This is a genomic window from Enterobacter cloacae complex sp. P27C (assembly GCF_014895705.1).
Classification (GTDB): Bacteria; Pseudomonadota; Gammaproteobacteria; order Enterobacterales; family Enterobacteriaceae; genus Enterobacter; species Enterobacter bugandensis.
The window spans coordinates 516,261-540,711 of the sequence record NZ_JADBQB010000002.1 but is presented as its reverse complement, the minus strand read 5'-3'; the positions used below and the strand labels follow the sequence as shown (position 1 = coordinate 540,711).

Below are 24,451 nucleotides of genomic sequence, written 5' to 3'. Positions count from 1 at the left end.
TAATGACAATGCGTAATTCTCTTTTGACCGTACTGGGAAGTGTTATGTTGCTTGGCGCGGCGCTGCCCGCCCATTCTGAAAGCGTGCTGCGAATCGGCCTGGGGGCAGACCCGGACATGCTCGACCCGCACCTGGCGCGCACCTACTATGGCCGCTTCGTGTTTGCCTCCCTGTGCGACAGGCTGGTGGACGTCGACGAGCATCTGAAGGTCGTGCCAGGTCTCGCGAAATCGTGGGCCTGGAGCGCCGACGGCAAAACGCTGACCATGGATCTGCGCGAAGGCGTGACCTTCCATGACGGAGAGAAATTCGATGCCGCCGCCGCGAAATACAACCTGGACCGCGCCCTGACCCTCAAAGGCTCCCTGCGGAAAAGCGAGATCTCCTCCGTGGAATCGGTAGAGGTCACCGGCCCGATGCAGATAGCGCTGCACCTGAAAACGCCGGACGCCGCGCTGCTGATGCAGCTTACCGACCGCGCGGGCGCGATGATGGCACCCGAGGCCGCGAAAAAGCCTGACTTTGCCGCCCATCCGGTCTGTTCCGGCCCGTACAAGTTCGACAGCCGTGTGTCGCAGGACCGCATCGTTCTGACCCGCTTCGACAACTACTGGAACAAAGGCGCCTACCACTTCGACAAAATTATCTATCTGCCGATCCCGGATGCCTCCGTGCGTCTGGCGAACCTGCGCGCGGGCGATCTGGATCTGACCGAAGGCATCGCCGCCAGCGACGTCAAAACCGTCGAAGCCGACAGCAAGCTGGCGCTGGCGAAGGTCACCGGCTTGGGCTATCAGGGGATCACCTTCAATATTAATAACGGCAAGGTCCCGGCGAACGATCCGTTCAAAGATGCCCGCGTGCGCGAGGCGTTTTCTCAGGCCATCGACCGTGATGCGTTAAACCAGGTGGTCTTTGAAGAGCTGTATACGCCAGCCAACCAGGCGTTTTCGACGGTCAGCCCGTATCACGTCAACCTGCCGGTGCCGCCGCGTGACGTTGACAAGGCAAAAGCGCTGCTCAAAGCGGCAGGCGTCACCGCGCCGCTGACCGTCAACCTGCTGGTGCCGAACAACCCAACCTCGCAGCAGGTGGGTCAGGTATTGCAGGCGATGGTCGCCGAGGCCGGCTTCACGCTGAACCTGCAGATGACCGAATTTGCCACGCTGCTGGATCGCCAGCAGAGCGGTGATTATCAGCTGAGCTTCTCCGGCTGGTCGGGTCGCCCGGATCCGGACGGCAGCATCTACGGCTTTATCCACAGCAACGGCACGCTTAACGACGGCCGTTACAGCAACGCGCAGGTCGATGAGTGGCTGACGCAGGCGCGCCAGAGCACCGACCAGGCCGCACGCCAGCCGCTGTATGACAAGGTGGTTAAGCAGCTGCAAACCGACATGCCGATTGCCTACCTCTACTTCGAGCCGCGCATTTTTGGCCTGAACAAGCGCGTGCAGGGCTTTAAGCCTTACCCGGACGGCATCGTGCGTCTGGCGGGTTTGACGCTGGCGAAATAAACGTCCTGAGGAGAACCCATGCTGGAACTGATTTGCAAACGTCTGCTGCTGGCCGTCCCGACGCTATTGCTGGTGAGCATGATGGTGTTCGGGCTGCAAAAGCTGCTGCCCGGCGATCCGCTGATTGCGATGGCCGGTGAGGAACGCGATCCGGCGGTGATCGCCCAGCTGCGCGCGGAGCTGAACCTGGATGCGCCGATCCCGGTTCAGTATTTCCACTGGCTGACGCGGGCGCTGCAGGGCGATCTTGGCGTCTCCTTGCGCACGCACGAGCCGGTGACCGAGCTTATCGCCAGCAAGCTGCCGGTTACGCTGGAGCTGTCGCTGCTGGCGATGATTATTGCGCTGGTGTTTGGCATCAGCATGGGGATCCTTGCGGCGGTGAACAAAAACAGCTGGGTCGATCACGGGGCGAACTTCGTGGCGATCTCAGGGATCTCTATTCCCCACTTCTGGCTGGGGATCCTGCTGATTCTGGTCTTCTCGGTGAACCTTCAGTGGCTGCCCGCGTCCGGCTACGTGCCGTTCAGTGAAGATCCGCTTCAGAACCTGCGCACGCTGCTGCTGCCCGCGTCCGTGCTCGGAACCGGGCTGGCGGCGACGCTGATGCGCCATACCCGCGCGTCGATGATTGCGGTGCTGAAAGCGGATTATATCCGTACCGCACGCGCCAAGGGGCTGCTGCCGAAGGCGGTCATTCTAAAGCACGCGTTTCGCAACGCGCTGGTGCCGGTGATCACCCTCACCACGCTGCTGTTCGGCGAGCTGCTGGGCGGCGCGGTGCTGACCGAGCAGGTGTTCACCATTCCGGGCTTCGGCAAGATGATCGTCGACTCGGTGTTCAACCGTGACTACGCGGTGGTGCAGGGCGTGGTGCTGATTGTGGCGATCGGCTTCCTGCTGCTCAACCTGCTGGCCGACGTGCTTTATGTCCTTATCAACCCGAAAATGCGAGGTTAATGATGGCGGAACTGACGACGCAAACCGTAGCCCCCGCGCTGCCGCGCGCGCAGAACCGGGTGCTGAAGAAATTCCTCGCCAATAAAAGCGCGGTGATTGGCGCGCTTGTGGTGGGTTTCTTTGTGCTGGTGGCGCTGCTGGCGCCGTGGATCGCCCCGTTTGACCCGGTTAAAGCCAACTTCCTCGCGGTGCGCAAAGCGCCGTCGGCGATGTACTGGTTCGGCACCGACGAGCTGGGGCGCGACATTTTGTCCCGCATTATCTGGGGAGCGCGAACCTCGCTGATGGCGGGCTGTATGTCGGTGGTTATCGCGGTGGTCATCGGCGTGCCGCTGGGGCTGGTGGCGGGCTACTTCCAGAAGATGTGGGACGGCGTCATCTCGCGCTTTATCGAGGCGCTGCTGGCCTGTCCGTTCCTGATCATGGCGATCGCGCTGGGGGCATTTTTAGGCCCGAGCCTGACCAACGCGATGATCGCCATCGGTCTTTCGGCGATGCCGATCTTCGCCCGCCTGACGCGCGGGCAGGTGATCGCCATTCGCAACGAAGAGTACATCGACGGCGCGCGGGCGATTGGCCTGCCGGATCGCTGGATCATCATTAAATACGTTCTGCCAAACGTGATGTCGCCGATCCTGGTTCAGGCCACGCTGGCCATTGCCTCGGCGATTATTGCCGAAGCCAGCCTGTCGTTTTTAGGGCTGGGGCAGCAGCCGCCCAATCCGTCCTGGGGGTCCATGCTCAATACCGCGAAAGGTTTCCTTGAGCAGGCGCCGTGGATGTCCGTTTTCCCCGGCGTGGCGATTTTCCTTGCCGTGCAGGGCTTTAATTTACTTGGCGACGGGCTGCGCGATGCGCTCGATCCGCGCCACGACTAAGGAGTCATAATGACCAAAGCGCTTGATTTTACATCCGGTTACGCTTCACGCCGCCCGCCGATGATGGGCCACAACGCCGTTGCTACTTCGCAGCCGCTGGCGGCGCAGGCGGGAATGAAAATGCTGCAGCTGGGTGGTAATGCCGTCGATGCGGCCATTGCCACCGCCATGGCGCTGACCGTTGTCGAGCCGACCGGCAACGGCATCGGCAGCGATGCCTTTGCCATCGTCTGGGACGGTGAAAAACTTCACGGCCTGAACGCGTCCGGGCGCTCGCCGGCCAGCTGGCATGCGGATCTGTTTGCCGGTAAAAGCGCAGTGCCGGAAATCGGCTGGGACGCGGTGACGGTGCCGGGTGCGGTGTCGGGCTGGGTGGCCCTGGCAGAACGCTTCGGCACGCTGCCGCTTACCACGCTGGCGCAGCCTGCGATTGACTACGCGCGCAACGGCTTCCCGGTCTCGCCGCTGATTGGTCATCTCTGGCAGCGCGGCTATAACAAGCTGAAAGATCAGCCTGGCTTTAGCGCCTGCTTTGCGCCGGAAGGCCGCGCCCCGCGCGTGGGGGAGATCTTCCGTAACCCGGCGCAGGCACATTCGTTGGAGCTGATTGCCAAAACCAACGGTGAAGCCTTTTACCGTGGTGAGCTGGCGCAGAAAATCGCCGCCTTCGCCCAGGAGCACGGCGCGCACCTGTCAGCGGAAGATCTGGCAAACCATCGCGTGGACTGGGTTGAACTGCTGTCGCGCGACTTCGCGGGCGGCTCGGTACAGGAGCTGCCGCCAAACGGGCAGGGGATCGCCACGCTGATTGCGCTCGGTATTCTGGAGCAGTGCGGCATTGAGAAACATCATCCGGACTCCGTGCAGTCTCTGCACTTATCCATTGAAGCCATGAAGCTGGCGCTGGCGGATCTCGACCGCTATGTGGCGGATGAAGAACATATGGAGTTCGCAGCAAAAGAGCTGCTGAGCGACCACTATCTGAAGTCGCGTGCGGCGCTTATCGATCGCGATAACGCCTCTGACTTTGTGTACGGATCACCGACGCAGAGCGGCACGGTCTACATCAGCACCGCGGACGCCAGCGGGATGATGGTTTCGTTTATCCAGTCCAACTTTATGGGCTTCGGTTCAGGCATTGTGGTGCCGGATACCGGAATCAGCCTGCAAAACCGCGGCTGCGGCTTTGTGCTCGATCCCAAACACCCGAATGCGCTGGCGGGCAGCAAGCGTCCTTTCCACACCATCATTCCGGGCTTTGCGATGGACGGCAACGGCCAGCCGCTGATGTCCTTCGGCGTGATGGGCGGCCCGATGCAGGCGCAGGGGCACATGCAGATGGCGCTGCGCATTATGCTGCACGGGCAAAACCCGCAGGCGGCCATCGACGCGCCGCGCTGGCGCGTGGTGCAGGGCAGGGAGGTGATTGTTGAATCGACGTTCGATCGCAACACCATTGCCGCGCTGCGCGAGCGCGGGCATCAGATCGTGGTGGAAGATCCGCTCCAGGATTACAACTTCGGCGGTGCGCAGGTGATCTATCGTATGCCGGAAGGGCACTACGTGGCCGCGACGGAGAGCCGCAAAGACGGGCAGGCGTTAGTGAGTTAAAAGAAGCGAGCAACATTGGTAGGCCGGGTAAGGCGTAGCCGCCACCCGGCATTTTTTCACCCAATGCTAAACGGATCCGCATCCTGCCACGCCGGGAACTTCTCCCGATACTCCTTCAGCGCCGTCAACGACAGCTCCGCATCAATGCGCGTCGCCTGATGCGGCTCGGCGGTGGCAATAATCTCGCCCTGCGGGTTCACCACCCGGCTGTCGCCGCGATAGTGGTGGCCGTTGCCGTCCGTCCCCACGCGGTTACAGCCTACCACGTACGCCTGGTTCTCAATCGCGCGAGCCACCAGCAGCGCCTGCCAGTGCAGCGAGCGCGGCGCGGGCCAGTTGGCGACGTACAGCGCCAGGTCGTAATCGTTGCGGTTGCGCGACCACACCGGAAAGCGCAGGTCGTAGCAGACCAGCGGCAGGATGCGCCAGCCGCGCCACTCGAACACCACGCGTTCGTTACCGGCTTCATAATGATGATGTTCATCGGCCATGCGGAACAGGTGGCGTTTATCGTAAAAATGCACCTTTCCTTCCGGCTCAACCAGCAGGAAGCGGTTCACCGGGCCGCGTTCCGTCTGCAGTGCGGCGCTCCCGGCGATCAGCGCGTTGGTTTGCTGCGCTTTGGCATGCATCCAGGCGACCACCTCTTCCTGAGGCACTGACTGTTTCGCCGCTTCCATCGCGAAGCCGGTGGTAAACATCTCCGGCAGGACAATCACATCTCGCCCGGTAATCTCTTCCAGTTGACGATCAAAGTGGCGCAGGTTGGCAGGGCCATCCATCCACACTAAAGGCTGCTGCAAAATCGAAATCTTCAAACCAGGCACGATACAGACTCCTCAAACGACCCCTTTTTGACACTGTAGCACGTCATTACGAGAAAATGTGGCAATAAAAAACCCCGCACCGGGCGGGGTTTGTCAGAGCGAAGCGGGTTATGCCGCTTCAGGTTTGCGGTGCTTCTCCGGCAGCTTTACCGGCTGCGTCGCCAGCTCTTCCGGTTCGAAATCATCCACGTTAATACTGCGCAGACGGCTCTCTTCGGCTTTCACCAGCAGTGCAGCTTCGTCGTTATTGATAATGCCACCGGCCAGCGCCTGTTTCGCCAGTTCGTCCAGACGGGTAAACGGCAGGTTTTTACCCAGCTGTTTGCAGATTTTCTGGTGAATCGGGTCGGCGGCCATCACGTCCAGCAGCGCCTCTTCCAGCAGGCCCACCGGGTTATGCGGCGTTGGTGCCAGATACTGACCGCGGCCAATGCGGGAGCGGGTGGCGCTCGGAACCTGCAGGATCTTCGCCACTTTGTGGTCCAGCTTGTCTGACGGCGCCAGATGATGACGGCCGGTCGGGAAGATCACCACGCGCAGGGCACCTGCCACGAAGCGGTTCGGGAAGTTCGCCAGCAGGTCGTCAATCGCCTGTTCCGCCTGATACATCGCATCCTGCACGCCCCAGTGCACCAGCGGCAGATCCGCTTCCTGACGGCCTTCGTCGTCGTAGCGTTTCAGCACCGCAGAGGCCAGGAAGATCTGGCTCAGCACGTCGCCCAGACGGGCGGAGATACGCTCGCGACGCTTCAGGCTACCGCCCAGCACCGCCATGGAAACATCAGACAGCAGAGCCAGGTTGGCGCTCAGACGGTTCAGATGCTGGTAGTAACGTTTGGTCGCATCGCCGGTTGGCGTCGCGCTGGTCAGGCCGCGCGTCAGGCCCAGCCAGAAGCTCCGCACCTTGTTGCTGCCCACGTGACCGATATGTTTGAACAGCAGCTTGTCGAAGGCGTCCACGTCGTTATTCTGCGCAGCGGCCATCTCTTCCAGCACGTACGGATGGCAGCGAATCGCACCCTGGCCGAAGATCATCATGCTGCGGGTCAGGATGTTGGCCCCTTCCACGGTGATGGCAATCGGTGCGCCCTGATAGCCGCGCGCCAGGAAGTTGCCTTCGCCGAGCATAATGCCTTTACCGCCCGCAATATCCATCGCGTCAATGATCGACTGCTGCGCGCGGTGGGTACAGTGGTACTTCACAATCGCGGACAGCACGGCCGGTTTTTCGCCCAGCATGATGCCATAGGTAATCAGGGATGCAGCGGCGTCCATTACGTAAGCGTTGCCCGCGATGCGCGCCAGCGGCTCTTCGATACCTTCCATCTTGCCGATGGAGATTTTGAACTGACGGCGAATGTGGGCATAAGCGCCAATTCCCATCGCGACGGACTTCAGGCCGCCGGTTGAGTTCGACGGCAGGGTAATACCGCGACCCACCGACAGACATTCCACCAGCATGCGCCAGCCCTGACCGGCCATTTTCGGGCCGCCGATGATGTAGTCAATCGGCACGAAGATATCCTGGCCGCGGGTCGGGCCGTTCTGGAACGGCACGTTCAGCGGGAAGTGACGACGGCCAATTTCAACGCCCGGCGTCGAGGTTGGGATCAGCGCGCAGGTAATGCCCAGATCTTCTTCACCGCCCAGCAGTTTTTCCGGGTCGGAGAGCTTAAAAGCCAGGCCGAGCACGGTGGCGATAGGCGCCAGGGTGATATAGCGTTTGTTCCAGGTCAGGCGCATGCCCAGCACCTGCTGGCCCTGCCACTCTCCCATACAGACCACGCCGGTATCCGGGATTGCGCCTGCATCGGAGCCTGCTTCCGGGCTGGTCAGCGCGAAGCACGGGATTTCCTGACCGCGCGCCAGTCGCGGCAGATAGTGATCTTTCTGCTCTTCCGTACCATAGTGCTGCAGCAGTTCGCCCGGGCCTAAGGAGTTCGGTACGCCGACGGTAATCGCCAGGATCCCGGAGACGCCTGCCAGCTTTTGCAGCACGCGAGCCTGCGCGTAAGCGGAGAACTCAAGACCGCCGTACTCTTTCTTGATGATCATCGCGAAGAAGCGATGCTCTTTCAGGTACGCCCACAGCTCCGGCGGCAGGTCGGCCATTTCGTGGGTAATAGCAAAGTCGTTCGCCATGCGGCACGCTTCTTCCACCGGGCCGTCAATAAAGGCCTGTTCTTCGGCGGTCAGGCGCGGCTGCGGATAGTTGTGCAGCTTTTTCCAGTCCGGGTTGCCCTGGAACAGATCGCCTTCCCACCAGGTGGTGCCCGCATCAATCGCTTCTTTCTCGGTGCGCGACATCGGCGGCATCACTTTGCGGAAGCCTTTAAATACCGGCGCGGAGATCATCGACTTACGCATCGGGGCCAGGTTAAACGGCAGCAGAATGATGGCAAGAGGGACCAAAATCCAGATATTCCAGAGACCTGCGACGCCAAGCGCAGCCGTCCAGGCCAGAAGAATCAGGCTGCTCAGGAATAAACTGACGCGGTGATAGAACAACACACCGAGCAGTACAACGGTTGCGAGAATGCTCAAAATCATCATAAAGAAAAGCTCCCTTGCTTGTAGGAGGTCTGACCACTTGTGATGATATGGTTGTAGTTGATGTGAATTCCTTTAGCAATGTGTTTACAAAATAATTACAACCTGGTTCACATTGTTCGCGTTTTCGCCGGCACAAAAAATCAAAACGCCGGACGATTCGCATGGCTTTAGCTTCTCGCTTTTCCCGCTATCCGGTACACTCCACTGTGTTATTTCATCAATACTGAAGGATTATCCTCATGTACCAGGATCTTATTCGTAACGAACTGAACGAAGCGGCGGAAACGCTGGCGAACTTTCTGAAAGATGATGCCAATATTCACGCTATTCAGCGCGCGGCGGTCCTGCTGGCCGACAGTTTTAAGGCCGGTGGCAAAGTGCTCTCCTGCGGTAACGGCGGTTCCCACTGTGACGCCATGCACTTCGCCGAAGAGCTGACCGGACGCTATCGCGAAAACCGTCCGGGCTACCCGGCGATTGCGATTTCCGACGTGAGCCACATCTCCTGCGTAGGCAACGACTTCGGTTACGACCACATCTTTTCCCGCTACGTTGAGGCAGTAGGCCGTGAAGGCGACGTGCTGCTGGGTATCTCTACCTCCGGTAACTCCGCGAACGTGATCAAAGCGATCGCCGCCGCGCGTGAAAAAGGGATGAAGGTCATCACCCTGACCGGGAAAGATGGCGGTAAGATGGACGGTACGGCGGATATCGAAATTCGCGTTCCGCACTTCGGCTATGCAGATCGCGTTCAGGAAATTCACATCAAAGTGATCCACATCCTGATCCAGCTGATCGAAAAAGAGATGGTTAAGTAAGACTTCGCTGGGGGCACCGGTGCCCCCCGCTGTTGTGGAGGTGATGTATGTGCGAACTGCTCGGGATGAGCGCCAATGTGCCAACCGATATCTGCTTTAGCTTCACCGGGCTGGTTCAGCGCGGTGGGGGAACCGGGCCGCATAAAGACGGCTGGGGCATCACCTTCTATGAAGGCAAAGGGTGTCGCACGTTCAAAGATCCACAGCCCAGCTTTAACTCACCGATTGCCAAACTGGTGCAGGACTATCCCATTAAATCCTGTTCGGTGATCGCGCATATTCGCCAGGCAAACCGCGGCGAAGTTGCGCTGGAAAATACCCATCCCTTTACCCGCGAGCTGTGGGGCCGTAACTGGACCTACGCGCACAACGGGCAGCTTACGGGCTATAAATCTCTGGAAACGGGCAACTTCCGTCCGGTGGGCGAAACGGACAGCGAGAAGGCCTTCTGCTGGCTGCTGCATAAGCTGACAGAACGTTATCCGCGCACGCCCGGCAATATGGCCGCCGTATTCAAATACATCGCGACGCTGGCAGCCGAATTGCGTGAAAAAGGCGTGTTTAACATGCTGTTGTCTGACGGGCGCTACGTGATGGCGTTCTGCTCGACGAATCTCTTCTGGATCACGCGCCGCGCGCCGTTTGGCGTTGCTACGCTGCTCGATCAGGATGTGGAGATAGACTTTCAGAAGGAGACCACACCGAACGATGTGGTCACCGTTATTGCAACGCAGCCGCTGACGGGCAACGAAACCTGGCAAAAGATTATGCCAGGCGAGTGGGTGCTATTTTGTCTCGGGGACCGTGTAATTTGACGCCAGCTGCGGGTGGACGACTTCGTGGCTCAGCGGTTTGCTGACCACGTAACGGCCATCGACGATAGAGACTACCGGCGGCTTGTGGGTCTGCACAAAGTAGTCATAACCCGGCTTCAGCTGTTTCCAGAAATCGGCGTAGTAAGAGTACTTATGGCGCGCCATATTGGCATCGGTCATGCGGAACGGATAGATGCTGACCTGAACGTTAGGCTGCCCAAAGACCAGTGCGCCGGTTACGAACTGGAAAATCTCATCAATGCCGGAGTCGGTCATCGCGTAGCAGCCGACAGACACGCAGGCACCGTGGATCATCAGGTATTTCCCTTCATAACCGTGAGCACGGTCATAGGCGTTCGGGAAACCGATGTTGATGGCTTTATAGAAGCGGCTATCCGGTTTTAACTGGTTACGCTGAACGTTGTAAAAACCTTCCGGGCTTTTGAAATCGCCCTGACGCTGTTTCGGGCCCAGCCCGCCGGAATAGTTACAAATTTTGTAGCTATCAAGCAGCTGATATGTTTCGCCCATTTTTACAAACAGATCGAGCGTGCGCTCTTCCTTGAAGATTTGAATATAAACCGGGGATCCCATTAACTGCTGTTTATATTCTTTGCTGATCGGCGTGGTGGAGCTGTTGCTGCTGAGCAGCCCGGCAAACGACATGCACGGAATCAGAAGCATCGCAATGAACAATGCGATTTTACGCATACTACAAATTCCTTGATAAAACCTGGACTAACTTGCCAGGACGGCAAAAGAGACCCGAAATCAGATTATTCTGTTAGGTGCGCTCACATTAGCACCGCTATAGATTTTCGCAAGAGCCGGGCGGTGAGTTTACAAATTAGTTTTACTTTATAAACCATCAAAAACGCGCTGGCTCCAGGAACTTTGCGTAATAGCTCGCATTTTGGCGCGCCTGACCGTGGATCCCCTGCCCGAGAGAAGGGGAAAATGTTACACTTTGCGCCCACTGGATTGTTGTTTATGGAAACCTGCTAACCACATGTTTAAAATAAAAAAAGGACTTAATTTGCCGATTGCAGGCGTGCCTGAGCAGCACGTCTCGGGTGGCGCAAGCGTCCGTCATGTCGCAATTTTAGGTGACGATTATCTGGGAATGCGTCCTTCAATGCTGGTGCAGGAGGGCGATCGCGTGATCAAAGGGCAGGCGCTCTTTGAAGACAAAAAAAATCCCGGCGTCATGTTCACGGCCCCCGCCAGCGGCACCGTGGTAGCGATCAACCGCGGCGAGCGTCGCGTGCTGCAGTCGGTGGTAATCCGCATTGAAGGCGATGAACAGCGTGAGTTTGCTTGTTATGATGCGGCAGACCTCGGGACGCTTAGCCGCGAAGATGTGCAGGCTCAGCTGCTCGCGTCCGGCCTGTGGACGGCGCTGCGTACGCGTCCTTTCAGCAAATCACCCGTTCCTGATACCGCCCCGGCTGCCATTTTCGTGACGGCCATCGACACCAACCCGCTCAGCGCAGACCCGCAGCCCATTATCCTGGCGCAGCGTAAAGCCTTTGATGCCGGGCTGACCGTTCTGACTCGCCTGACGCCCGGAAAAGTGCACGTTTGCCAGGCCAGCGGCGGCAAGCTTGGCGGCCATCCGCAGGGGCAGGTTACGTTTAATGAATTTTCCGGCCCGCATCCGGCGGGTCTGGTCGGGACCCATATCCACTTCCTTGAGCCGGTGAGCCTTAAAAAACAGGTCTGGCACCTTAATTATCAGGATGTCATTGCCATCGGTAAGCTCTTTATTACGGGTGAACTCTGCGCTGAACGGATTATCGCCATCGGCGGGCCGCAGGCCGCAAACCCGCGTCTGGTTAAGACGCTTCTGGGAGCAGACATTAATGAACTGCTGGCAGGGGAAACGAAAGAGGGTGAAAACCGCCTCATTTCCGGTTCGGTACTCAGCGGCCGCCGCGCTGTCAATGCGCACGCGTACCTGGGACGTTTCCATCTTCAGGTGAGCGTCGTTCTGGAAGGGCGTGAGAAAGAGCTGTTCGGCTGGGTTCTGCCTGGCGCAGAAAAATATTCCGTCACCCGCACCACGCTTGGCCACTTCCTGCGTCATAAGCTCTTTAACTTCTCTACCAGCACGAACGGCGGCGAGCGCGCGATGGTTCCGATTGGCAACTACGAACGTGTAATGCCGCTGGATATTCTGCCTACCGTGCTGCTGCGCGATCTTCTGGCAGGCGATACCGACGGTGCGCAGGCGCTCGGTTGTCTGGAACTGGATGAAGAAGATCTGGCGCTCTGTACCTATGTGTGTCCGGGTAAATACGAATATGGACCCGTATTGCGCGAGGTGTTAACCCGCATTGAGCAGGAAGGATAACCATGGGATTAAAGCACCTCTTTGAAAAAATTGAGCCGCACTTTACCGACGGGAAGCTCAAAAAGTACTACCCGCTGTATGAAGCGACGACGACTATTTTCTACACTCCGGGTCTGGTGACGAAAGGGGCAGCGCACGTTCGCGATGCCATCGATCTGAAACGCATGATGATCCTGGTGTGGTTTGCGGTTTTTCCGGCCATGTTCTGGGGCATGTACAACGTTGGTCTGCAAACCATTCCGGCGCTGCATCATATGTACGACGCCCAGCAGCTGGCGCAGGTGATCCAGTCTGACTGGCACTATCGTCTGGCGCAGTCGCTGGGCGTCAGCTTTGCGGCTGATGCAGGCTGGGTCAGCATGATGACGCTGGGGGCCGTCTTCTTCCTGCCGATCTACATGACCGTCTTTATTGTGGGCGGCTTCTGGGAAGTGCTGTTCGCCATCATCCGCAAACACGAGATCAACGAGGGCTTCTTCGTGACCTCCATTCTGTTTGCGCTGATTGTTCCGCCTACTCTGCCGCTCTGGCAGGCGGCGATGGGGATTAGCTTTGGCGTGGTGATTGCCAAAGAGATTTTCGGCGGCACCGGACGTAACTTCCTCAACCCGGCGCTGGCGGGGCGTGCGTTCCTGTTCTTTGCTTACCCGGCGCAGATTTCGGGCGACCTGGTGTGGACGGCTGCGGACGGTTTCTCCGGCGCGACGCCGCTTTCTCAGTGGGCGGCAGGTGGCGGCGAAACGCTGGTCAACAATGCTACCGGCCAGCCAGTGACCTGGTTTGACGCGTTTCTTGGCAACATTCCGGGCTCTATTGGCGAAGTATCTACCCTGATGATTTTGATCGGCGGGGCCATCATCCTCTTTGGCCGCGTGGCGTCCTGGCGCATCGTCGCGGGCGTTATGCTCGGCATGGTGCTTACCGCCACGCTGTTCAACCTTATTGGTTCAGACACGAACCCGATGTTCTCCATGCCGTGGTACTGGCACCTGGTGCTGGGAGGTTTTGCGTTTGGCATGATGTTCATGGCCACCGATCCCGTCTCGGCCTCCTTTACCGACAGGGGGAAATGGTGTTACGGCGCGCTCATTGGCGTGATGTGTGTACTGATTCGCGTGGCCAACCCGGCCTATCCGGAAGGGATGATGTTGGCCATTCTGTTTGCCAACCTGTTTGCGCCGCTGTTCGACTACCTGGTCGTGCGCGCCAACATTAAGCGGAGGAAGGCGCGTGGCTGAGGTTAAAAATAACGACAGCATCAGCAAAACGCTGCTGGTGGTTTTGGTACTGTGTCTGGTCTGTTCCATCGTGGTTGCCGGTTCCGCCGTAGGGTTAAAGCCGCTGCAGCAGGAACAGCGCGCGCTGGATAAACAGCGCAACATCCTGGCCGTGGCCGGGCTGATGCAGGAAGGCATGACGAAGGACGACGTCGCGGCCGTGTTTGCTGAACGCATTACCGCACGGCTGGTGGATTTAAAAACCGGCGAGCTGATGGATAAAGACCCGGCGAAATATAACCAGGCGCTGGCATTAAAGGATCCGCAGATGAGCACCGTGCTTGACGCCTCGCAGGATCCGGCTGGCATTAAGCGCCGCAGCAATGTCGCGGAGATTTACCTCGTTCGTGACGAGCAGAAGCGCATACAGGAAATCGTGTTGCCCATCTACGGCAACGGCTTATGGTCAATGATGTATGCGTTTGTGGCACTGGATACCGATGGCCGCACGGTCAAAGGTATTACTTATTACGATCAGGGCGAAACGCCGGGGCTGGGTGGCGAAGTGGAAAACCCTAACTGGCGTGCGCAGTTTATCGGTAAAAAAGTGCTCAATGATAACGGTCAGCCTGCGCTGAAGGTGGTGAAAGGAGGCGCGCGTCCTGGGGATGAATTCGCCGTTGACGGTCTTTCCGGCGCCACACTCACCTCTAACGGGGTGCAGCACAGTTTTGATTTCTGGATGGGTGAACTGGGCTTTGGTCCCTTCCTGAAGAACGTACGTGAAGGAGCGCTGAACAATGGCTGATACGGGTGAACTGAAAGAAGTTAAAAAGGTGCTGATTGGCCCACTTTTAGCCAATAACCCGATAACCCTGCAGGTGCTGGGTGTGTGCTCGGCTCTGGCGGTAACGACCAAGCTGGAAACGGCGGTGGTGATGACGCTGGCGGTAACGCTGGTGACGGCGTTTTCCAGCATGTTTATCTCGATGATCCGCCACCACATCCCCAACAGCGTGAGGATCATCGTGCAGATGGCGATCATCGCCTCGCTGGTGATCGTGGTCGATCAGCTGCTGCGCGCGTTCGCCTATGAAACCTCCAAACAGCTTTCGGTGTTTGTCGGGCTGATTATCACCAACTGCATCGTGATGGGGCGCGCTGAAGCCTACGCCATGAAAATGCCGCCGCTGGCGAGCTTTATGGACGGTATCGGCAACGGCCTGGGCTACGGCGTGATCCTTCTGACGGTCGGTTTCCTGCGCGAGCTGATTGGCAGCGGCAAGCTGTTTGGCGTTCAGGTGCTGGATACGGTACAGAACGGCGGCTGGTATCTGCCGAACGGCCTGTTCCTGCTGGCCCCAAGCGCGTTTTTCATTATCGGTTTGCTGATCTGGCTGATTCGTACGTTGAAGCCTGAGCAGCAGGAAAAGGAGTAACCGACAATGGCTCATTACCTGAGTTTATTTGTGCGCGCGGTGTTTGTTGAAAACATGGCGCTCGCCTTCTTCCTGGGCATGTGTACGTTCCTTGCCGTCTCTAAAAAGGTCTCGACGGCATTTGGCCTGGGCGTGGCGGTCACCGTTGTGCTGGGGCTTTCGGTTCCGATTAACAACCTGGTGTTCAACTTCGTGCTGCGGGACGGCGCGCTGGTGGAAGGCGTCGATCTTAGCTTCCTGAACTTCATCACCTTCATCGGGGTGATTGCGGCGCTTGTACAAATCCTGGAGATGATCCTCGATAAGTATTTCCCGTCGCTGTACAACGCTCTGGGGATCTTCCTGCCGCTGATCGCGGTGAACTGCGCCATCTTCGGTGGCGTCTCGTTTATGGTTCAGCGCGATTACAACTTCAGTGAATCGGTGGTGTACGGCTTCGGTTCCGGTATCGGCTGGATGCTGGCGATTGTCACCATGGCGGGGATCCGTGAAAAAATGAAATATGCCAACGTGCCTGCGGGGCTGCGCGGCTTAGGGATCACCTTTATCACCACCGGCCTGATGGCGTTGGGCTTTATGTCCTTCTCCGGTGTGCAGCTATAAGGGCTAACAGATGGAAATTATTCTTGGCGTGGTGATGTTCACGCTGATAGTACTGGTGCTGTCAGGGCTGATTCTGGCGGCGCGCGCAAAGCTGGTTAATTCCGGGGATGTGATCATTGATATCAATGACGATCCGCAGAACCAGATCCGCACTCCGGCAGGGGACAAGCTGCTTAATACGCTCTCGGGCAACGGGATTTTTGTCTCGTCAGCCTGCGGTGGAGGCGGCTCATGCGGGCAGTGCCGTGTGACGGTGAAAGAGGGGGGCGGTGATATTCTGCCTACTGAACTGTCGCATATTACGAAGCGTGAAGCGAAAGAGGGGTGCCGCCTGGCGTGCCAGGTCGCGGTGCGTCAGAACATGAAGATTGAGCTGCCGGAAGAGATTTTCGGCGTGAAAAAATGGGAGTGCGAGGTTATCTCGAACGATAACAAAGCCACGTTCATTAAAGAGCTCAAGCTGCGTGTCCCTGAAGGGGAGAGCGTCCCGTTCCGTGCAGGTGGGTATATCCAGATTGATTGTCCGGCGCACACCGTGGCGTATGCGGACTTCGACGTGCCCGATGAGTACCGGGCCGACTGGGATAAATTTAATCTCTTCCGCTTTGTTTCCGAGGTAAAAGAGCCCGCGCTGCGCGCCTATTCCATGGCTAACTACCCGGAAGAGAAGGGCATTATCATGCTCAACGTGCGTATCGCCACGCCGCCGCCAAACGTGCCTGACGCGCCGCCTGGCGTGATGTCGTCGTATATCTGGTCCCTTAAGCCAGGCGACAAGGTGACGATCTCCGGTCCGTTCGGCGAGTTTTTTGCTAAAGATACCGACGCGGAAATGGTCTTTATCGGCGGCGGTGCGGGTATGGCCCCTATGCGCTCGCACATCTTTGACCAGCTCAAGCGTCTCGGCAGCAAGCGTAAAATCAGCTTCTGGTACGGTGCGCGCTCGCTGCGCGAAATGTTCTACGACGATGAGTTTGAACAGCTGGCGCGTGAGAATCCGAACTTTACCTTCCATGTGGCGCTCTCCGATCCGCAGCCGGAAGATAACTGGACGGGCTATACGGGCTTCATCCACAACGTGCTGTATGAAAACTACCTCAAACAGCACCCGGTACCGGAAGACTGCGAGTTCTATATGTGTGGTCCGCCAATGATGAACGCCGCCGTGATCAAGATGCTCAAAGATCTCGGCGTGGAAGATGAAAACATCCTCCTTGATGATTTCGGAGGCTGATTATGTTGACCTTTCTGGCAACCTTTGCGGTGTTTTTGCTGGTGGTGTTCGGTATGTCTTTAGGCTGGATCATCAAGCGTAAAAGCATTCAGGGCAGCTGTGGAGGTATCTCTACCATCGGAATGGAAAAGGTGTGCGACTGCCCCGAACCGTGCGATGCACGTAAAAAGCGCATGGCCCGGGACCAGCAGAGGATCATCTAGGAAAAGGCCGCTTCGTGCGGCCTTTATCATTTATTTTGCCCAGCTTTTGGCTTTGGCTGGTGAGTCCACAAGAACCCCTTCGGCACCCAGTGTTTTCGCCTTCTGGTAATCCTCTTCAGAGTTCACGCCGATAAAAATCAGATGGGCATTGCCCTGAGAGCGGAAGCAGTCAACGGCCTCTTTGTCCCACGTTAATGTTGCAGGAGAGACACCTTCGCCTAAGGTGAATTTCTCGACCACTTCTACTTTTCGTTTTAACTCAAGCCCATACCAGTAATCGTCCATTTTTTGTGAAGGAGGCAGACATTCATGGCTCAACGAAATCGTGGCCAGACGCGTGCGGGTTTCGCTGCGCGTGACAAAGCGGGGGATTTCGACAGGCAATGCTTCCATATAGCGATCTTCGGTTGAATAAACGCGAACGCGATTAAGGCTGTTGGTCTCTTTCAGTACGTTAAGCAGCGCGTTGCCCATGGTCGCCGGATCGGCATCCGGAGATTTGATATCAATAAAAAACCGCGTATCTGGCCAGGTGCTCAGCACCGACTTCAGCGTCGGTATCGGGGAATTAAGCAGGTTTTCCGGCAGGCCCTTATCTTTCCACTTCACGCTGGCATCCGCTTTTGCCAGTTCTTCAGCGGTATACTGTGACACCTTTCCCTGCAGATTGGTTAACGCTTTCAGATCGGCAGGTCGATAGAGAACCGGTACGCCATCCCGACTGAGCTGCACGGTTATCCAGACGATATCTGCTTTGTTTTCGAGGGCGAGCTTAATGGCTGGCAGGGTATTTTCAGGTGCATCCGCAGTCCCGCCCCGGTGGGCAACGATCGCAGGGCTAGCAGATGCAGCACTCGCCAGAAACAGTAACGAAATCGGGAGAATTTTCTTCATGAATAATTACGCTCCATTGATTTTCTAAATGTATGTATATAAAGGTTTTATTAAGAATGTTTGTAACACGTTTATATGACAACCGTGAGTAAGGAAAATAGCTGACGCATTTTTTGCCTTGTGTTATACTGTATATAAATACATGTGTGGTATGACCGATGCGCAAAATAATCCATGTCGATATGGACTGCTTTTTTGCCGCAGTGGAGATGCGTGACAACCCGGCGCTGCGGGATATTCCCATCGCCATTGGCGGCAGCCGCGTTCAGCGCGGTGTGATCAGCACCGCCAACTATCCTGCACGCAAATTTGGCGTGCGCAGCGCCATGCCGACGGCGATGGCGCTGAAACTGTGTCCGCACCTTACTCTTTTGCCAGGGCGCTTTGACGCCTATAAAGAAGCCTCAAACCATATACGCGAAATCTTCTCCCGCTACACCTCACTGATTGAACCGCTTTCGCTGGACGAAGCCTATCTGGACGTCACCGACAGCCTGCACTGTCACGGCTCCGCTACCCTGATGGCGCAGGAGATCCGCCAGACCATTTTCAACGAGCTGAATCTCACCGCGTCGGCAGGCGTCGCGCCGGTAAAATTTCTCGCCAAAATTGCTTCCGATTTAAATAAACCCAACGGCCAGTACGTCATCACCCCTGAAGAGGTTCCGGCGTTTTTAAAAACGCTGCCGCTTGGCAAAATCCCCGGCGTAGGCAAAGTCTCCGCCGCGAAGCTGGAAAGTATGGGGTTACGCACCTGCGAAGACGTGCAGCGAAGCGACCTGGCTATGCTGCTCAAGCGCTTTGGGAAGTTTGGCCGCGTGCTGTGGGAGCGCAGTCAGGGCATTGACGACCGCGATGTAAACAACGAACGGCTTCGTAAATCGGTCGGGGTTGAGCGCACGCTGAGCGAAGACATCCATGACTGGTCAGAATGCGAAACCATTATTACGGAACAGCTCTATCCGGAGCTGGAGCGACGCCTGATCAAAGTAAAGCCTGATTTACTGATTGCCCGACAGGGCATCAAGCTGAAATTTAACGATTTTCAGCAGACGACGCAGGAGCACGTCTGGCCGCGCCTGAATAAAGAAGATCTTATCGCAACGGCGAAAAAGGCGTGGGAAGAACGACGAGGCGGACGAGGGGTGAGGCTGGTGGGACTGCACGTCACGCTGCTGGATCCGCAGCTGGAGCGTCAGCTGGTTTTGGGATTGTAGATTGCACTCATCATAGGCCCGGCAAGCGTAGCGCCGCCGGGCAACAGACGACAAATTACTTCGCAGGGATCGCCTTCAGCAGTTCCGTCAACAGCGTCCAGTAATGGCCGACGCTTTCAATATGAACCTGCTCATCCGGCGAGTGTGGACCGGTAATGGTTGGCCCGATGGAAACCATGTCCATGTCCGGATACGGCTTCTTAAACAGACCACATTCCAGACCCGCGTGGATCACCTGGATGTTCGGGGTGCTGTTGAACAGACGCTGATAAGTTTCACGCACCAGCGCCATCACCGGAGAGCTTGCATCCGGCTGCCAGCCAGGGTAGCTGCCTTTGGCGGAGGTTTTCGCGCCCGCCAGCGCACCCAGAGATTCCAGCATGCTTACTACATACTCTTTACCGCTGTCGATCAGGGAGCGGATCAGGCAGATAATTTCCGCGCTGTCGTCGCTCATGGTCACCACGCCCACGTTCAGAGAGGTTTCCACCACGCCTTTCGCCACGTCAGAATTGCGAATCACGCCGTTTGGCGTCGCGTTCAGCAGCTGAACGAAGCTGTTGCGAGACTGCGCGGTCAGGGCGGCTTTATCCGTAGACACGGATTCCAGCACCACGGTCAGGTTCTTCTCTTTCGCCGACAGTTCGTTTTTCAGGATATCCAGGTAGACGCTGGAGAGTTTTTTCAGCTCGTCCGCTTTCGCCGCTGGCACCGCCACGGTGGCAAAGGCTTCGCGTGGGATCGCGTTGCGCAGGGTGCCGCCGTTGAAGTCCACCAGACGCAGGTCCAGCTCGGCCGCGTGGCCCGCCAGGAAGCGTGCCAGCAGTTTGTTGGCGTTACCCAGGCCCAGGTGAATATCACCGCCGGAGTGACCGCCTTTCAGCCCTTTCAGCGTCAGCTTGAAGGTCTGGAAGCCCGCAGGGATCGCTTCGCGTGACAGCGGCAGGGTAGAGATGAAATCAATCCCGCCCGCGCAGCCCATGTAGATCTCACCTTCTTCTTCGGAGTCGGTATTGATCAGGATATCCGCCTGCAGCCAGTTCGCCTGCAGACCGAACGCGCCGTCCATGCCCGCTTCTTCGGTCATGGTCAGCAGCACTTCCAGCGGACCGTGTTCAACGCTGTCGTCAGCCAGCACCGCCAGCGCAGAGGCCATACCGATGCCGTTGTCCGCGCCCAGGGTGGTGCCGCGCGCTTTTACCCAGTCGCCATCGATGTACGGCTGGATTGGGTCTTTAGTGAAGTCGTGAACGGTGTCGTTGTTTTTCTGTGGCACCATGTCCAGGTGCGCCTGCAGTACAACCGGTTTACGGTTTTCCATGCCTGCGGTAGCCGGTTTGCGGATCAGAATGTTGCCAACCTGGTCGCGCTCTGCGTGCAGACCTTTTTCCTTCGCCCAACCCATAATATGTTCGGCAAGCTGTTCTTCATGGTAGGAAGGGTGTGGAATGGAGCAAATTTTGGCAAAAATATCCCACAGCGGCTGCGGAGATAATTGAGACAGTTCAGACACGATAAGTCTCCTTGTCGAGGCGCTGCAAACAGGGTTGCAGGCCACAGGGTTAGCAGGTTAATAGTTACCACAAGTCAGGCTTGCGAGATGCACCTGAGAATACCACTTTCTCTGCTGGCTGGTAGCATAAAGCATGTAAAAACTCAGGCAGGGAGCGCTAAACACTGGTTTTTAGTGCGCCAGATCTCTATAATCTCGCGCAACCTATTTCCCCCTCGAACACTTTTTAAGCCGTATAAAAACAGGCTGGGACACTTCACATGAGCGAAAAATACGTCGTCACCTGGGACATGTTGCAGATTCACGCACGCAAACTGGCTGCGCGTCTGATGCCTTCCGAACAGTGGAAAGGCATTATTGCCGTCAGCCGTGGCGGTCTGGTACCGGGGGCGCTGCTGGCACGTGAGCTGGGTATTCGTCATGTCGATACCGTCTGCATCTCCAGCTATGACCATGATAACCAGCGTGAGCTGAAAGTGCTGAAACGCGCTGAAGGCGACGGTGAAGGCTTCATCGTTATCGACGATCTGGTGGATACCGGCGGTACTGCGGTCGCTATTCGCGAAATGTATCCAAAAGCGCACTTCGTGACGATCTTCGCTAAGCCAGCGGGTCGCCCACTGGTTGACGATTACGTCATTGATATCCCGCAGGATACCTGGATTGAACAGCCATGGGATATGGGCGTGGTCTTCGTGCCGCCTATCTCAGGCCGTTAATACCAGTACGTAACTTTACACGCCCGGCTATGCCGGGCGTTGTTCTTTTTGGCCTGCCACGCGTTACAATGGGCACTATATGACGTATCCATGGAGGCAACGCAATGACGCAGGCGAATCTCACCGAGACGCTTTTCAAACCCCGTTTCAAACACCCTGAAACGTCGACGCTGGTCCGTCGGTTTAATCCGGGAACCATGCCTGCCGTCCAGTCTGCGTTAGACGGTAAAAACGTGCCCCACTGGTATCGCATGATTAACCGCCTGATGTGGATCTGGCGCGGTATCGATCCCCGTGAAATCCTCGACGTGCAGGCGCGTATCGTAATGAGCGAGTCGGAGCGTACTGACAGCGAGCTCTACGACACGGTGGTGGGCTACCGGGGCGGGAACTGGATCTACGAATGGTCTAAACAGGCGATGCTCTGGCAGCAAAAAGCCAGCCAGGAAGAGGATGCCACGCGAAGCGGCAAGCACTGGCTGCACGCGGCCAACCTCTACGCCATCGCCGCCTATCCGCATTTGAAAGGGGATGAGCTGGCCGAGCAGGCTCAGGCGCTGGCGAATCGTGCCTATGAGGAAGCTGCTCAACGTCTGCCGGGTCAGATGCGCGAGCTTGAGTTCGCCGTTCCGGGCGGTGCGCCCGTCACCGGGTTCCTCCACATGCCTGAAGGCGACGGCCCGTTCCCGACCGTGCTAATGTGCGGCGGGCTGGATTCCCTGCAAATCGACTATTACAGCCTGTATGAGCGCTACTTCGCACCAAAAGGGATCGCGATGCTGACGCTCGATATGCCTTCTATTGGATTCTCATCAAAGTGGAAGTTAACGCAGGATTCGAGCCTGCTGCACCAGCATGCGCTTAAAGCGCTGGAAAATGTTCCGTGGGTTGACCACACCCGCGTCGCGGCGTTCGGCTTCCGTTTTGGTGCCAACGTTGCGGTGCGTCTGGCTTACCTTGAATCTTCACGTCTGAAGGCCGTCGCCTGCCTGGGCCCGGTGGTTCACGCCCTGCTCAGCGATCCTGCCCGTCAGGGCAGCGTGCCGGAGATGTATCTGGACGTCCTTGCCAGTCGACTTGGCATGCATGATGCCTCAGACGAAGCGCTGCGCGTCGAACTCAATCGCTACTCGTTAAAAACGCAAGGGTTGCTTGGACGCCGCTGCCCGACGCCGATGCTGTCCGGTTTCTGGAAAAACGATCCGTTCAGCCCGGAGGAAGAGTCGCGCTTAATCACTTCGTCATCTGCGGATGGCAAATTGCTTGAGGTGCCGTTCAGCCCGGTGTATCAGAATTTTGACAAAGCCTTGAAAGAGATCACGCGCTGGATCGCCCAGAGAGTGTGTTAATAGATTGCTAAATTTCGCTGGTTTGGTAAAACAGTGGCTTCACAAAAGGAGATCGCAATGACGTTACCGAGTGGACACCCGAAAAGTAGGCTGATTAAGAAATTTATGGCTCTCGGCCCGTATATTCGAGAAGAGCAGTGTGAAGAGAATCGCTTTTTTTTCGACTGCCTGGCTGTATGCGTCAACGTGAAGCCTGCACCCGAAAAACGTGAATTCTGGGGCTGGTGGATGGAAATGGAAGCAGAGGAGAAACGTTTTACGTATAGCTATCAGTTTGGCCTGTTTAACAAAGACGGCAACTGGCAGGCTACTACCATCAAAGATCAGGAAGTGATCGATCGCCTGGAATACACCCTGAAAGAGTTCCACGACAAAGCGAGCGCGCTGCTGGCCACCCTGGACCTTAAGTTCGAGCCTGCGGATGACTTTTCCAGCGAAGCGGTGAAGCTGACCGCGTAATGGTTTCTCCCTCTTCCTGTGAAAGAGGGCCGGGGTGAGGGCAGCAGACCGCATTTACCCTGGGCAAAAAAATCCCGGCTTGTATGCCGGGATTTTCTTATTTGGATAATCTTAGAACTGATACGTCACACCCAGCGCAACGATATCATCGCTGCTCACGCCCAGCTTATTATCGTCGTCAATCTGGTTGATTTTATAATCAACAAACGCGGACATGTTTTTGTTGAAGTAATACGTGGCGCCCACGTCAATATATTTCACGATATCTTCGTCGCCAATGCCTTCGATATCTTTACCTTTGGACTGTACATAACCCACGGATGGGCGCAGACCAAAGTCAAACTGATATTGTGCAACCACTTCGAAGTTTTGCGCTTTATTTGCAAAACCACCGGAGATAGGGGCCATATTGCGGGTTTCAGAATAAATAGTGGCCAGGTAAATATCGTTCGCGTCGTATTTCAGACCGGTTGCCCAGCCCTCGGCTTTTTTACCTTCACCGCGCGCCTGCAGGTTCTGCGCGTTGGTGCGATCGGAGCTGGCATAAGCACCAATGACGGAGAAATCGCTGCCGCCGAAGTCATAGGCCAGAGACGTACCAAAGCCGTCACCGTTCTGCTTTTTCACGTCGCGGTTTTCGTTTTTGCCCTGGTACTGCAGGGTCATATCAAGACCGTCTACCATGCCAAAGAAGTCGGTATTGCGGTAGGTGGCCAGTCCGGAGGCACGTTTCGTCATGAAGTTGTCGGTCTGTGCCAGGCCGTCACCGCCGAACTCAGGGAACATATCGGTGTATGCCGCGACGTCATAAAGCGCGCCCAGGTTACGACCGTAATCCAGTGAACCAAAGTCTTTCAGTTTAATACCGGCGAACGCCAGACGTGTTTTCTGCGAGGAGTCGCTTTCAGCTTTGTTACCTGCGAATTCAGCTTCCCAACGGCCATAGCCCGTCAGCTGATCGTTAATCTGGGTTTCGCCTTTAAAACCGAAACGAACGTAAGTCTGGTCACCATCTTTGGTGTCATCATCACTGATATAGTGCATAGCTTTGACTTTGCCGTACACGTCCAGTTTATTACCGTTTTTATTATAAACTTCTGCTGCGTGAACAGATGCGGAAGCCACCACGCCCATAACCACTAATGCCAGAGTGCTCTTTTTCATTTTCGATCCTGTCTTATAAACGCGCTTTAAAAATTCGCTGGACGATAAGCTGATGCTTAAGTCCCGTGAAAAAACAGGAAGGGTTTTATCGTTCTGGAATGAAACTTT

Annotated in this window: 23 protein-coding genes; 17 read left to right on the top strand and 6 right to left on the bottom strand. The window is 56.8% G+C overall.

Annotated elements, in window-relative coordinates:
• Positions 1-2 precede the first annotated feature (2 nt).
• The 4 genes from IM291_RS06000 to IM291_RS05985 are packed head-to-tail and all read left to right on the top strand — an operon-like array spanning position 3 to position 4,966.
• Positions 3-1,517, top strand: coding sequence for an ABC transporter substrate-binding protein (locus IM291_RS06000; protein ID WP_192986346.1), 1,515 nt, complete (start codon positions 3-5; stop codon positions 1,515-1,517).
• A gap of 18 nt (positions 1,518-1,535) precedes the next feature.
• Complete coding sequence (locus IM291_RS05995; protein WP_028012068.1) at positions 1,536-2,477, top strand: ABC transporter permease; 942 nt, start codon at positions 1,536-1,538, stop codon at positions 2,475-2,477.
• A 2-nt stretch (positions 2,478-2,479) separates the two neighbouring features.
• Positions 2,480-3,355, top strand: a complete 876-nt coding sequence (locus IM291_RS05990) for an ABC transporter permease (RefSeq protein WP_028012069.1) — start codon at positions 2,480-2,482, stop codon at positions 3,353-3,355.
• Positions 3,356-3,364: 9 nt separating this feature from the next.
• Positions 3,365-4,966, top strand: coding sequence for a gamma-glutamyltransferase family protein (locus IM291_RS05985; RefSeq protein WP_059357368.1), 1,602 nt, complete (start codon positions 3,365-3,367; stop codon positions 4,964-4,966).
• Between the two features lie 56 nt (positions 4,967-5,022).
• Here the strand turns inward: IM291_RS05985 and IM291_RS05980 are convergent, their stop codons facing one another.
• Positions 5,023-5,793 carry an amidohydrolase gene (locus IM291_RS05980; protein ID WP_192986344.1) on the bottom strand — a complete coding sequence of 257 codons (771 nt, stop codon included), beginning with the start codon at positions 5,791-5,793 and terminating at the stop codon, positions 5,023-5,025.
• A 108-nt stretch (positions 5,794-5,901) separates the two neighbouring features.
• A complete protein-coding gene (fadE, locus tag IM291_RS05975) occupies positions 5,902-8,346 on the bottom strand; it encodes an acyl-CoA dehydrogenase FadE (RefSeq protein ID WP_028012072.1) in 2,445 nt (814 codons plus the stop codon).
• Between the two features lie 239 nt (positions 8,347-8,585).
• Here fadE and lpcA point away from each other — a divergent pair, with 239 nt between their 5' ends.
• Positions 8,586-9,164: a D-sedoheptulose 7-phosphate isomerase gene (lpcA, locus tag IM291_RS05970; RefSeq protein ID WP_003863232.1), complete on the top strand. Its 579-nt coding sequence runs from the start codon at positions 8,586-8,588 to the stop codon at positions 9,162-9,164.
• A gap of 47 nt (positions 9,165-9,211) precedes the next feature.
• On the top strand, positions 9,212-9,979 hold the full coding sequence (locus IM291_RS05965) for a class II glutamine amidotransferase (protein ID WP_028012073.1): 768 nt from the start codon (positions 9,212-9,214) through the stop codon (positions 9,977-9,979).
• On the opposite strand, the gene dpaA is transcribed toward IM291_RS05965, so the two are convergent.
• The gene (gene dpaA / locus IM291_RS05960) at positions 9,950-10,690 is read right to left on the bottom strand and encodes a peptidoglycan meso-diaminopimelic acid protein amidase (RefSeq protein ID WP_192986342.1); all 741 of its coding nucleotides are present in this window, start codon (positions 10,688-10,690) and stop codon (positions 9,950-9,952) included. The genes IM291_RS05965 and dpaA overlap by 30 nt on opposite strands.
• 298 nt (positions 10,691-10,988) lie before the next feature.
• On the opposite strand from dpaA, the gene IM291_RS05955 reads away from it, so the two are divergent.
• From IM291_RS05955 to nqrM, 7 genes are read left to right on the top strand one after another with little or no spacing between them, the layout of a single operon-like run.
• Positions 10,989-12,332, top strand: a complete 1,344-nt coding sequence (locus tag IM291_RS05955) for a Na(+)-translocating NADH-quinone reductase subunit A (RefSeq protein ID WP_126300298.1) — start codon at positions 10,989-10,991, stop codon at positions 12,330-12,332.
• A 2-nt stretch (positions 12,333-12,334) separates the two neighbouring features.
• The gene (locus IM291_RS05950) at positions 12,335-13,570 is read left to right on the top strand and encodes an NADH:ubiquinone reductase (Na(+)-transporting) subunit B (RefSeq protein WP_192986340.1); all 1,236 of its coding nucleotides are present in this window, start codon (positions 12,335-12,337) and stop codon (positions 13,568-13,570) included.
• Positions 13,563-14,357: a Na(+)-translocating NADH-quinone reductase subunit C gene (locus tag IM291_RS05945; protein ID WP_041911137.1), complete on the top strand. Its 795-nt coding sequence runs from the start codon at positions 13,563-13,565 to the stop codon at positions 14,355-14,357. The genes IM291_RS05950 and IM291_RS05945 overlap by 8 nt, the downstream gene beginning before the upstream one ends.
• Positions 14,350-14,988 carry an NADH:ubiquinone reductase (Na(+)-transporting) subunit D gene (locus IM291_RS05940; protein WP_028012078.1) on the top strand — a complete coding sequence of 213 codons (639 nt, stop codon included), beginning with the start codon at positions 14,350-14,352 and terminating at the stop codon, positions 14,986-14,988. The genes IM291_RS05945 and IM291_RS05940 overlap by 8 nt, the downstream gene beginning before the upstream one ends.
• Positions 14,989-14,994: 6 nt before the next feature.
• Positions 14,995-15,591 carry an NADH:ubiquinone reductase (Na(+)-transporting) subunit E gene (nqrE, locus tag IM291_RS05935; protein WP_003863217.1) on the top strand — a complete coding sequence of 199 codons (597 nt, stop codon included), beginning with the start codon at positions 14,995-14,997 and terminating at the stop codon, positions 15,589-15,591.
• A 10-nt stretch (positions 15,592-15,601) separates the two neighbouring features.
• Positions 15,602-16,825, top strand: a complete 1,224-nt coding sequence (gene nqrF / locus IM291_RS05930; RefSeq protein ID WP_048999727.1) for an NADH:ubiquinone reductase (Na(+)-transporting) subunit F — start codon at positions 15,602-15,604, stop codon at positions 16,823-16,825.
• A gap of 2 nt (positions 16,826-16,827) precedes the next feature.
• Entirely contained in the window at positions 16,828-17,028 is a 201-nt protein-coding gene (gene nqrM, locus IM291_RS05925) for a (Na+)-NQR maturation NqrM (protein ID WP_192986338.1), read from the top strand.
• Positions 17,029-17,058: 30 nt separating this feature from the next.
• On the opposite strand, the gene IM291_RS05920 is transcribed toward nqrM, so the two are convergent.
• Positions 17,059-17,922 carry a glycerophosphodiester phosphodiesterase family protein gene (locus tag IM291_RS05920; RefSeq protein WP_048999730.1) on the bottom strand — a complete coding sequence of 288 codons (864 nt, stop codon included), beginning with the start codon at positions 17,920-17,922 and terminating at the stop codon, positions 17,059-17,061.
• Between the two features lie 158 nt (positions 17,923-18,080).
• Between IM291_RS05920 and dinB the strand changes: the two genes are divergently transcribed.
• On the top strand, positions 18,081-19,139 hold the full coding sequence (gene dinB, locus IM291_RS05915; RefSeq protein WP_041911133.1) for a DNA polymerase IV: 1,059 nt from the start codon (positions 18,081-18,083) through the stop codon (positions 19,137-19,139).
• A 55-nt stretch (positions 19,140-19,194) separates the two neighbouring features.
• On the opposite strand, the gene pepD is transcribed toward dinB, so the two are convergent.
• Positions 19,195-20,652 (bottom strand): cytosol nonspecific dipeptidase, encoded by a 1,458-nt coding sequence (gene pepD / locus IM291_RS05910; RefSeq protein ID WP_048999731.1) that lies wholly within the window; start codon positions 20,650-20,652, stop codon positions 19,195-19,197.
• A gap of 260 nt (positions 20,653-20,912) precedes the next feature.
• Here pepD and gpt point away from each other — a divergent pair, with 260 nt between their 5' ends.
• The 3 genes from gpt (at position 20,913) to crl (ending at position 23,179) form a co-directional block, all read left to right on the top strand.
• Positions 20,913-21,371 (top strand): xanthine phosphoribosyltransferase, encoded by a 459-nt coding sequence (gene gpt, locus IM291_RS05905; RefSeq protein ID WP_003863205.1) that lies wholly within the window; start codon positions 20,913-20,915, stop codon positions 21,369-21,371.
• A 104-nt stretch (positions 21,372-21,475) separates the two neighbouring features.
• On the top strand, positions 21,476-22,720 hold the full coding sequence (gene frsA / locus IM291_RS05900; protein ID WP_028012084.1) for an esterase FrsA: 1,245 nt from the start codon (positions 21,476-21,478) through the stop codon (positions 22,718-22,720).
• A 57-nt stretch (positions 22,721-22,777) separates the two neighbouring features.
• Positions 22,778-23,179: a sigma factor-binding protein Crl gene (gene crl / locus IM291_RS05895; RefSeq protein ID WP_008500249.1), complete on the top strand. Its 402-nt coding sequence runs from the start codon at positions 22,778-22,780 to the stop codon at positions 23,177-23,179.
• A 111-nt stretch (positions 23,180-23,290) separates the two neighbouring features.
• Here crl and phoE read toward each other — a convergent pair whose 3' ends face one another.
• Positions 23,291-24,343, bottom strand: a complete 1,053-nt coding sequence (gene phoE / locus IM291_RS05890; protein ID WP_028012086.1) for a phosphoporin PhoE — start codon at positions 24,341-24,343, stop codon at positions 23,291-23,293.
• Positions 24,344-24,451 lie beyond the last annotated feature (108 nt).

Bases quoted from the DNA above. Each gene is read 5' to 3' on its own strand.
- nqrE (WP_003863217.1), top strand. From the start codon at position 14,995: ATGGCTCATTACCTGAGTTTATTTGTGCGCGCGGTGTTTGTTGAAAAC.
- frsA (WP_028012084.1), top strand. From the start codon at position 21,476: ATGACGCAGGCGAATCTCACCGAGACGCTTTTCAAACCCCGTTTCAAA.
- IM291_RS06000 (WP_192986346.1), top strand. From the start codon at position 3: ATGACAATGCGTAATTCTCTTTTGACCGTACTGGGAAGTGTTATGTTG.
- IM291_RS05950 (WP_192986340.1), top strand. From the start codon at position 12,335: ATGGGATTAAAGCACCTCTTTGAAAAAATTGAGCCGCACTTTACCGAC.
- IM291_RS05955 (WP_126300298.1), top strand. From the start codon at position 10,989: ATGTTTAAAATAAAAAAAGGACTTAATTTGCCGATTGCAGGCGTGCCT.
- IM291_RS05985 (WP_059357368.1), top strand. From the start codon at position 3,365: ATGACCAAAGCGCTTGATTTTACATCCGGTTACGCTTCACGCCGCCCG.
- nqrM (WP_192986338.1), top strand. From the start codon at position 16,828: ATGTTGACCTTTCTGGCAACCTTTGCGGTGTTTTTGCTGGTGGTGTTC.
- dpaA (WP_192986342.1), bottom strand. From the start codon at position 10,690: ATGCGTAAAATCGCATTGTTCATTGCGATGCTTCTGATTCCGTGCATG.
- lpcA (WP_003863232.1), top strand. From the start codon at position 8,586: ATGTACCAGGATCTTATTCGTAACGAACTGAACGAAGCGGCGGAAACG.
- IM291_RS05990 (WP_028012069.1), top strand. From the start codon at position 2,480: ATGGCGGAACTGACGACGCAAACCGTAGCCCCCGCGCTGCCGCGCGCG.
- fadE (WP_028012072.1), bottom strand. From the start codon at position 8,346: ATGATGATTTTGAGCATTCTCGCAACCGTTGTACTGCTCGGTGTGTTG.
- IM291_RS05940 (WP_028012078.1), top strand. From the start codon at position 14,350: ATGGCTGATACGGGTGAACTGAAAGAAGTTAAAAAGGTGCTGATTGGC.
- IM291_RS05965 (WP_028012073.1), top strand. From the start codon at position 9,212: ATGTGCGAACTGCTCGGGATGAGCGCCAATGTGCCAACCGATATCTGC.
- gpt (WP_003863205.1), top strand. From the start codon at position 20,913: ATGAGCGAAAAATACGTCGTCACCTGGGACATGTTGCAGATTCACGCA.
- IM291_RS05995 (WP_028012068.1), top strand. From the start codon at position 1,536: ATGCTGGAACTGATTTGCAAACGTCTGCTGCTGGCCGTCCCGACGCTA.
- nqrF (WP_048999727.1), top strand. From the start codon at position 15,602: ATGGAAATTATTCTTGGCGTGGTGATGTTCACGCTGATAGTACTGGTG.
- phoE (WP_028012086.1), bottom strand. From the start codon at position 24,343: ATGAAAAAGAGCACTCTGGCATTAGTGGTTATGGGCGTGGTGGCTTCC.
- dinB (WP_041911133.1), top strand. From the start codon at position 18,081: ATGCGCAAAATAATCCATGTCGATATGGACTGCTTTTTTGCCGCAGTG.
- IM291_RS05920 (WP_048999730.1), bottom strand. From the start codon at position 17,922: ATGAAGAAAATTCTCCCGATTTCGTTACTGTTTCTGGCGAGTGCTGCA.
- crl (WP_008500249.1), top strand. From the start codon at position 22,778: ATGACGTTACCGAGTGGACACCCGAAAAGTAGGCTGATTAAGAAATTT.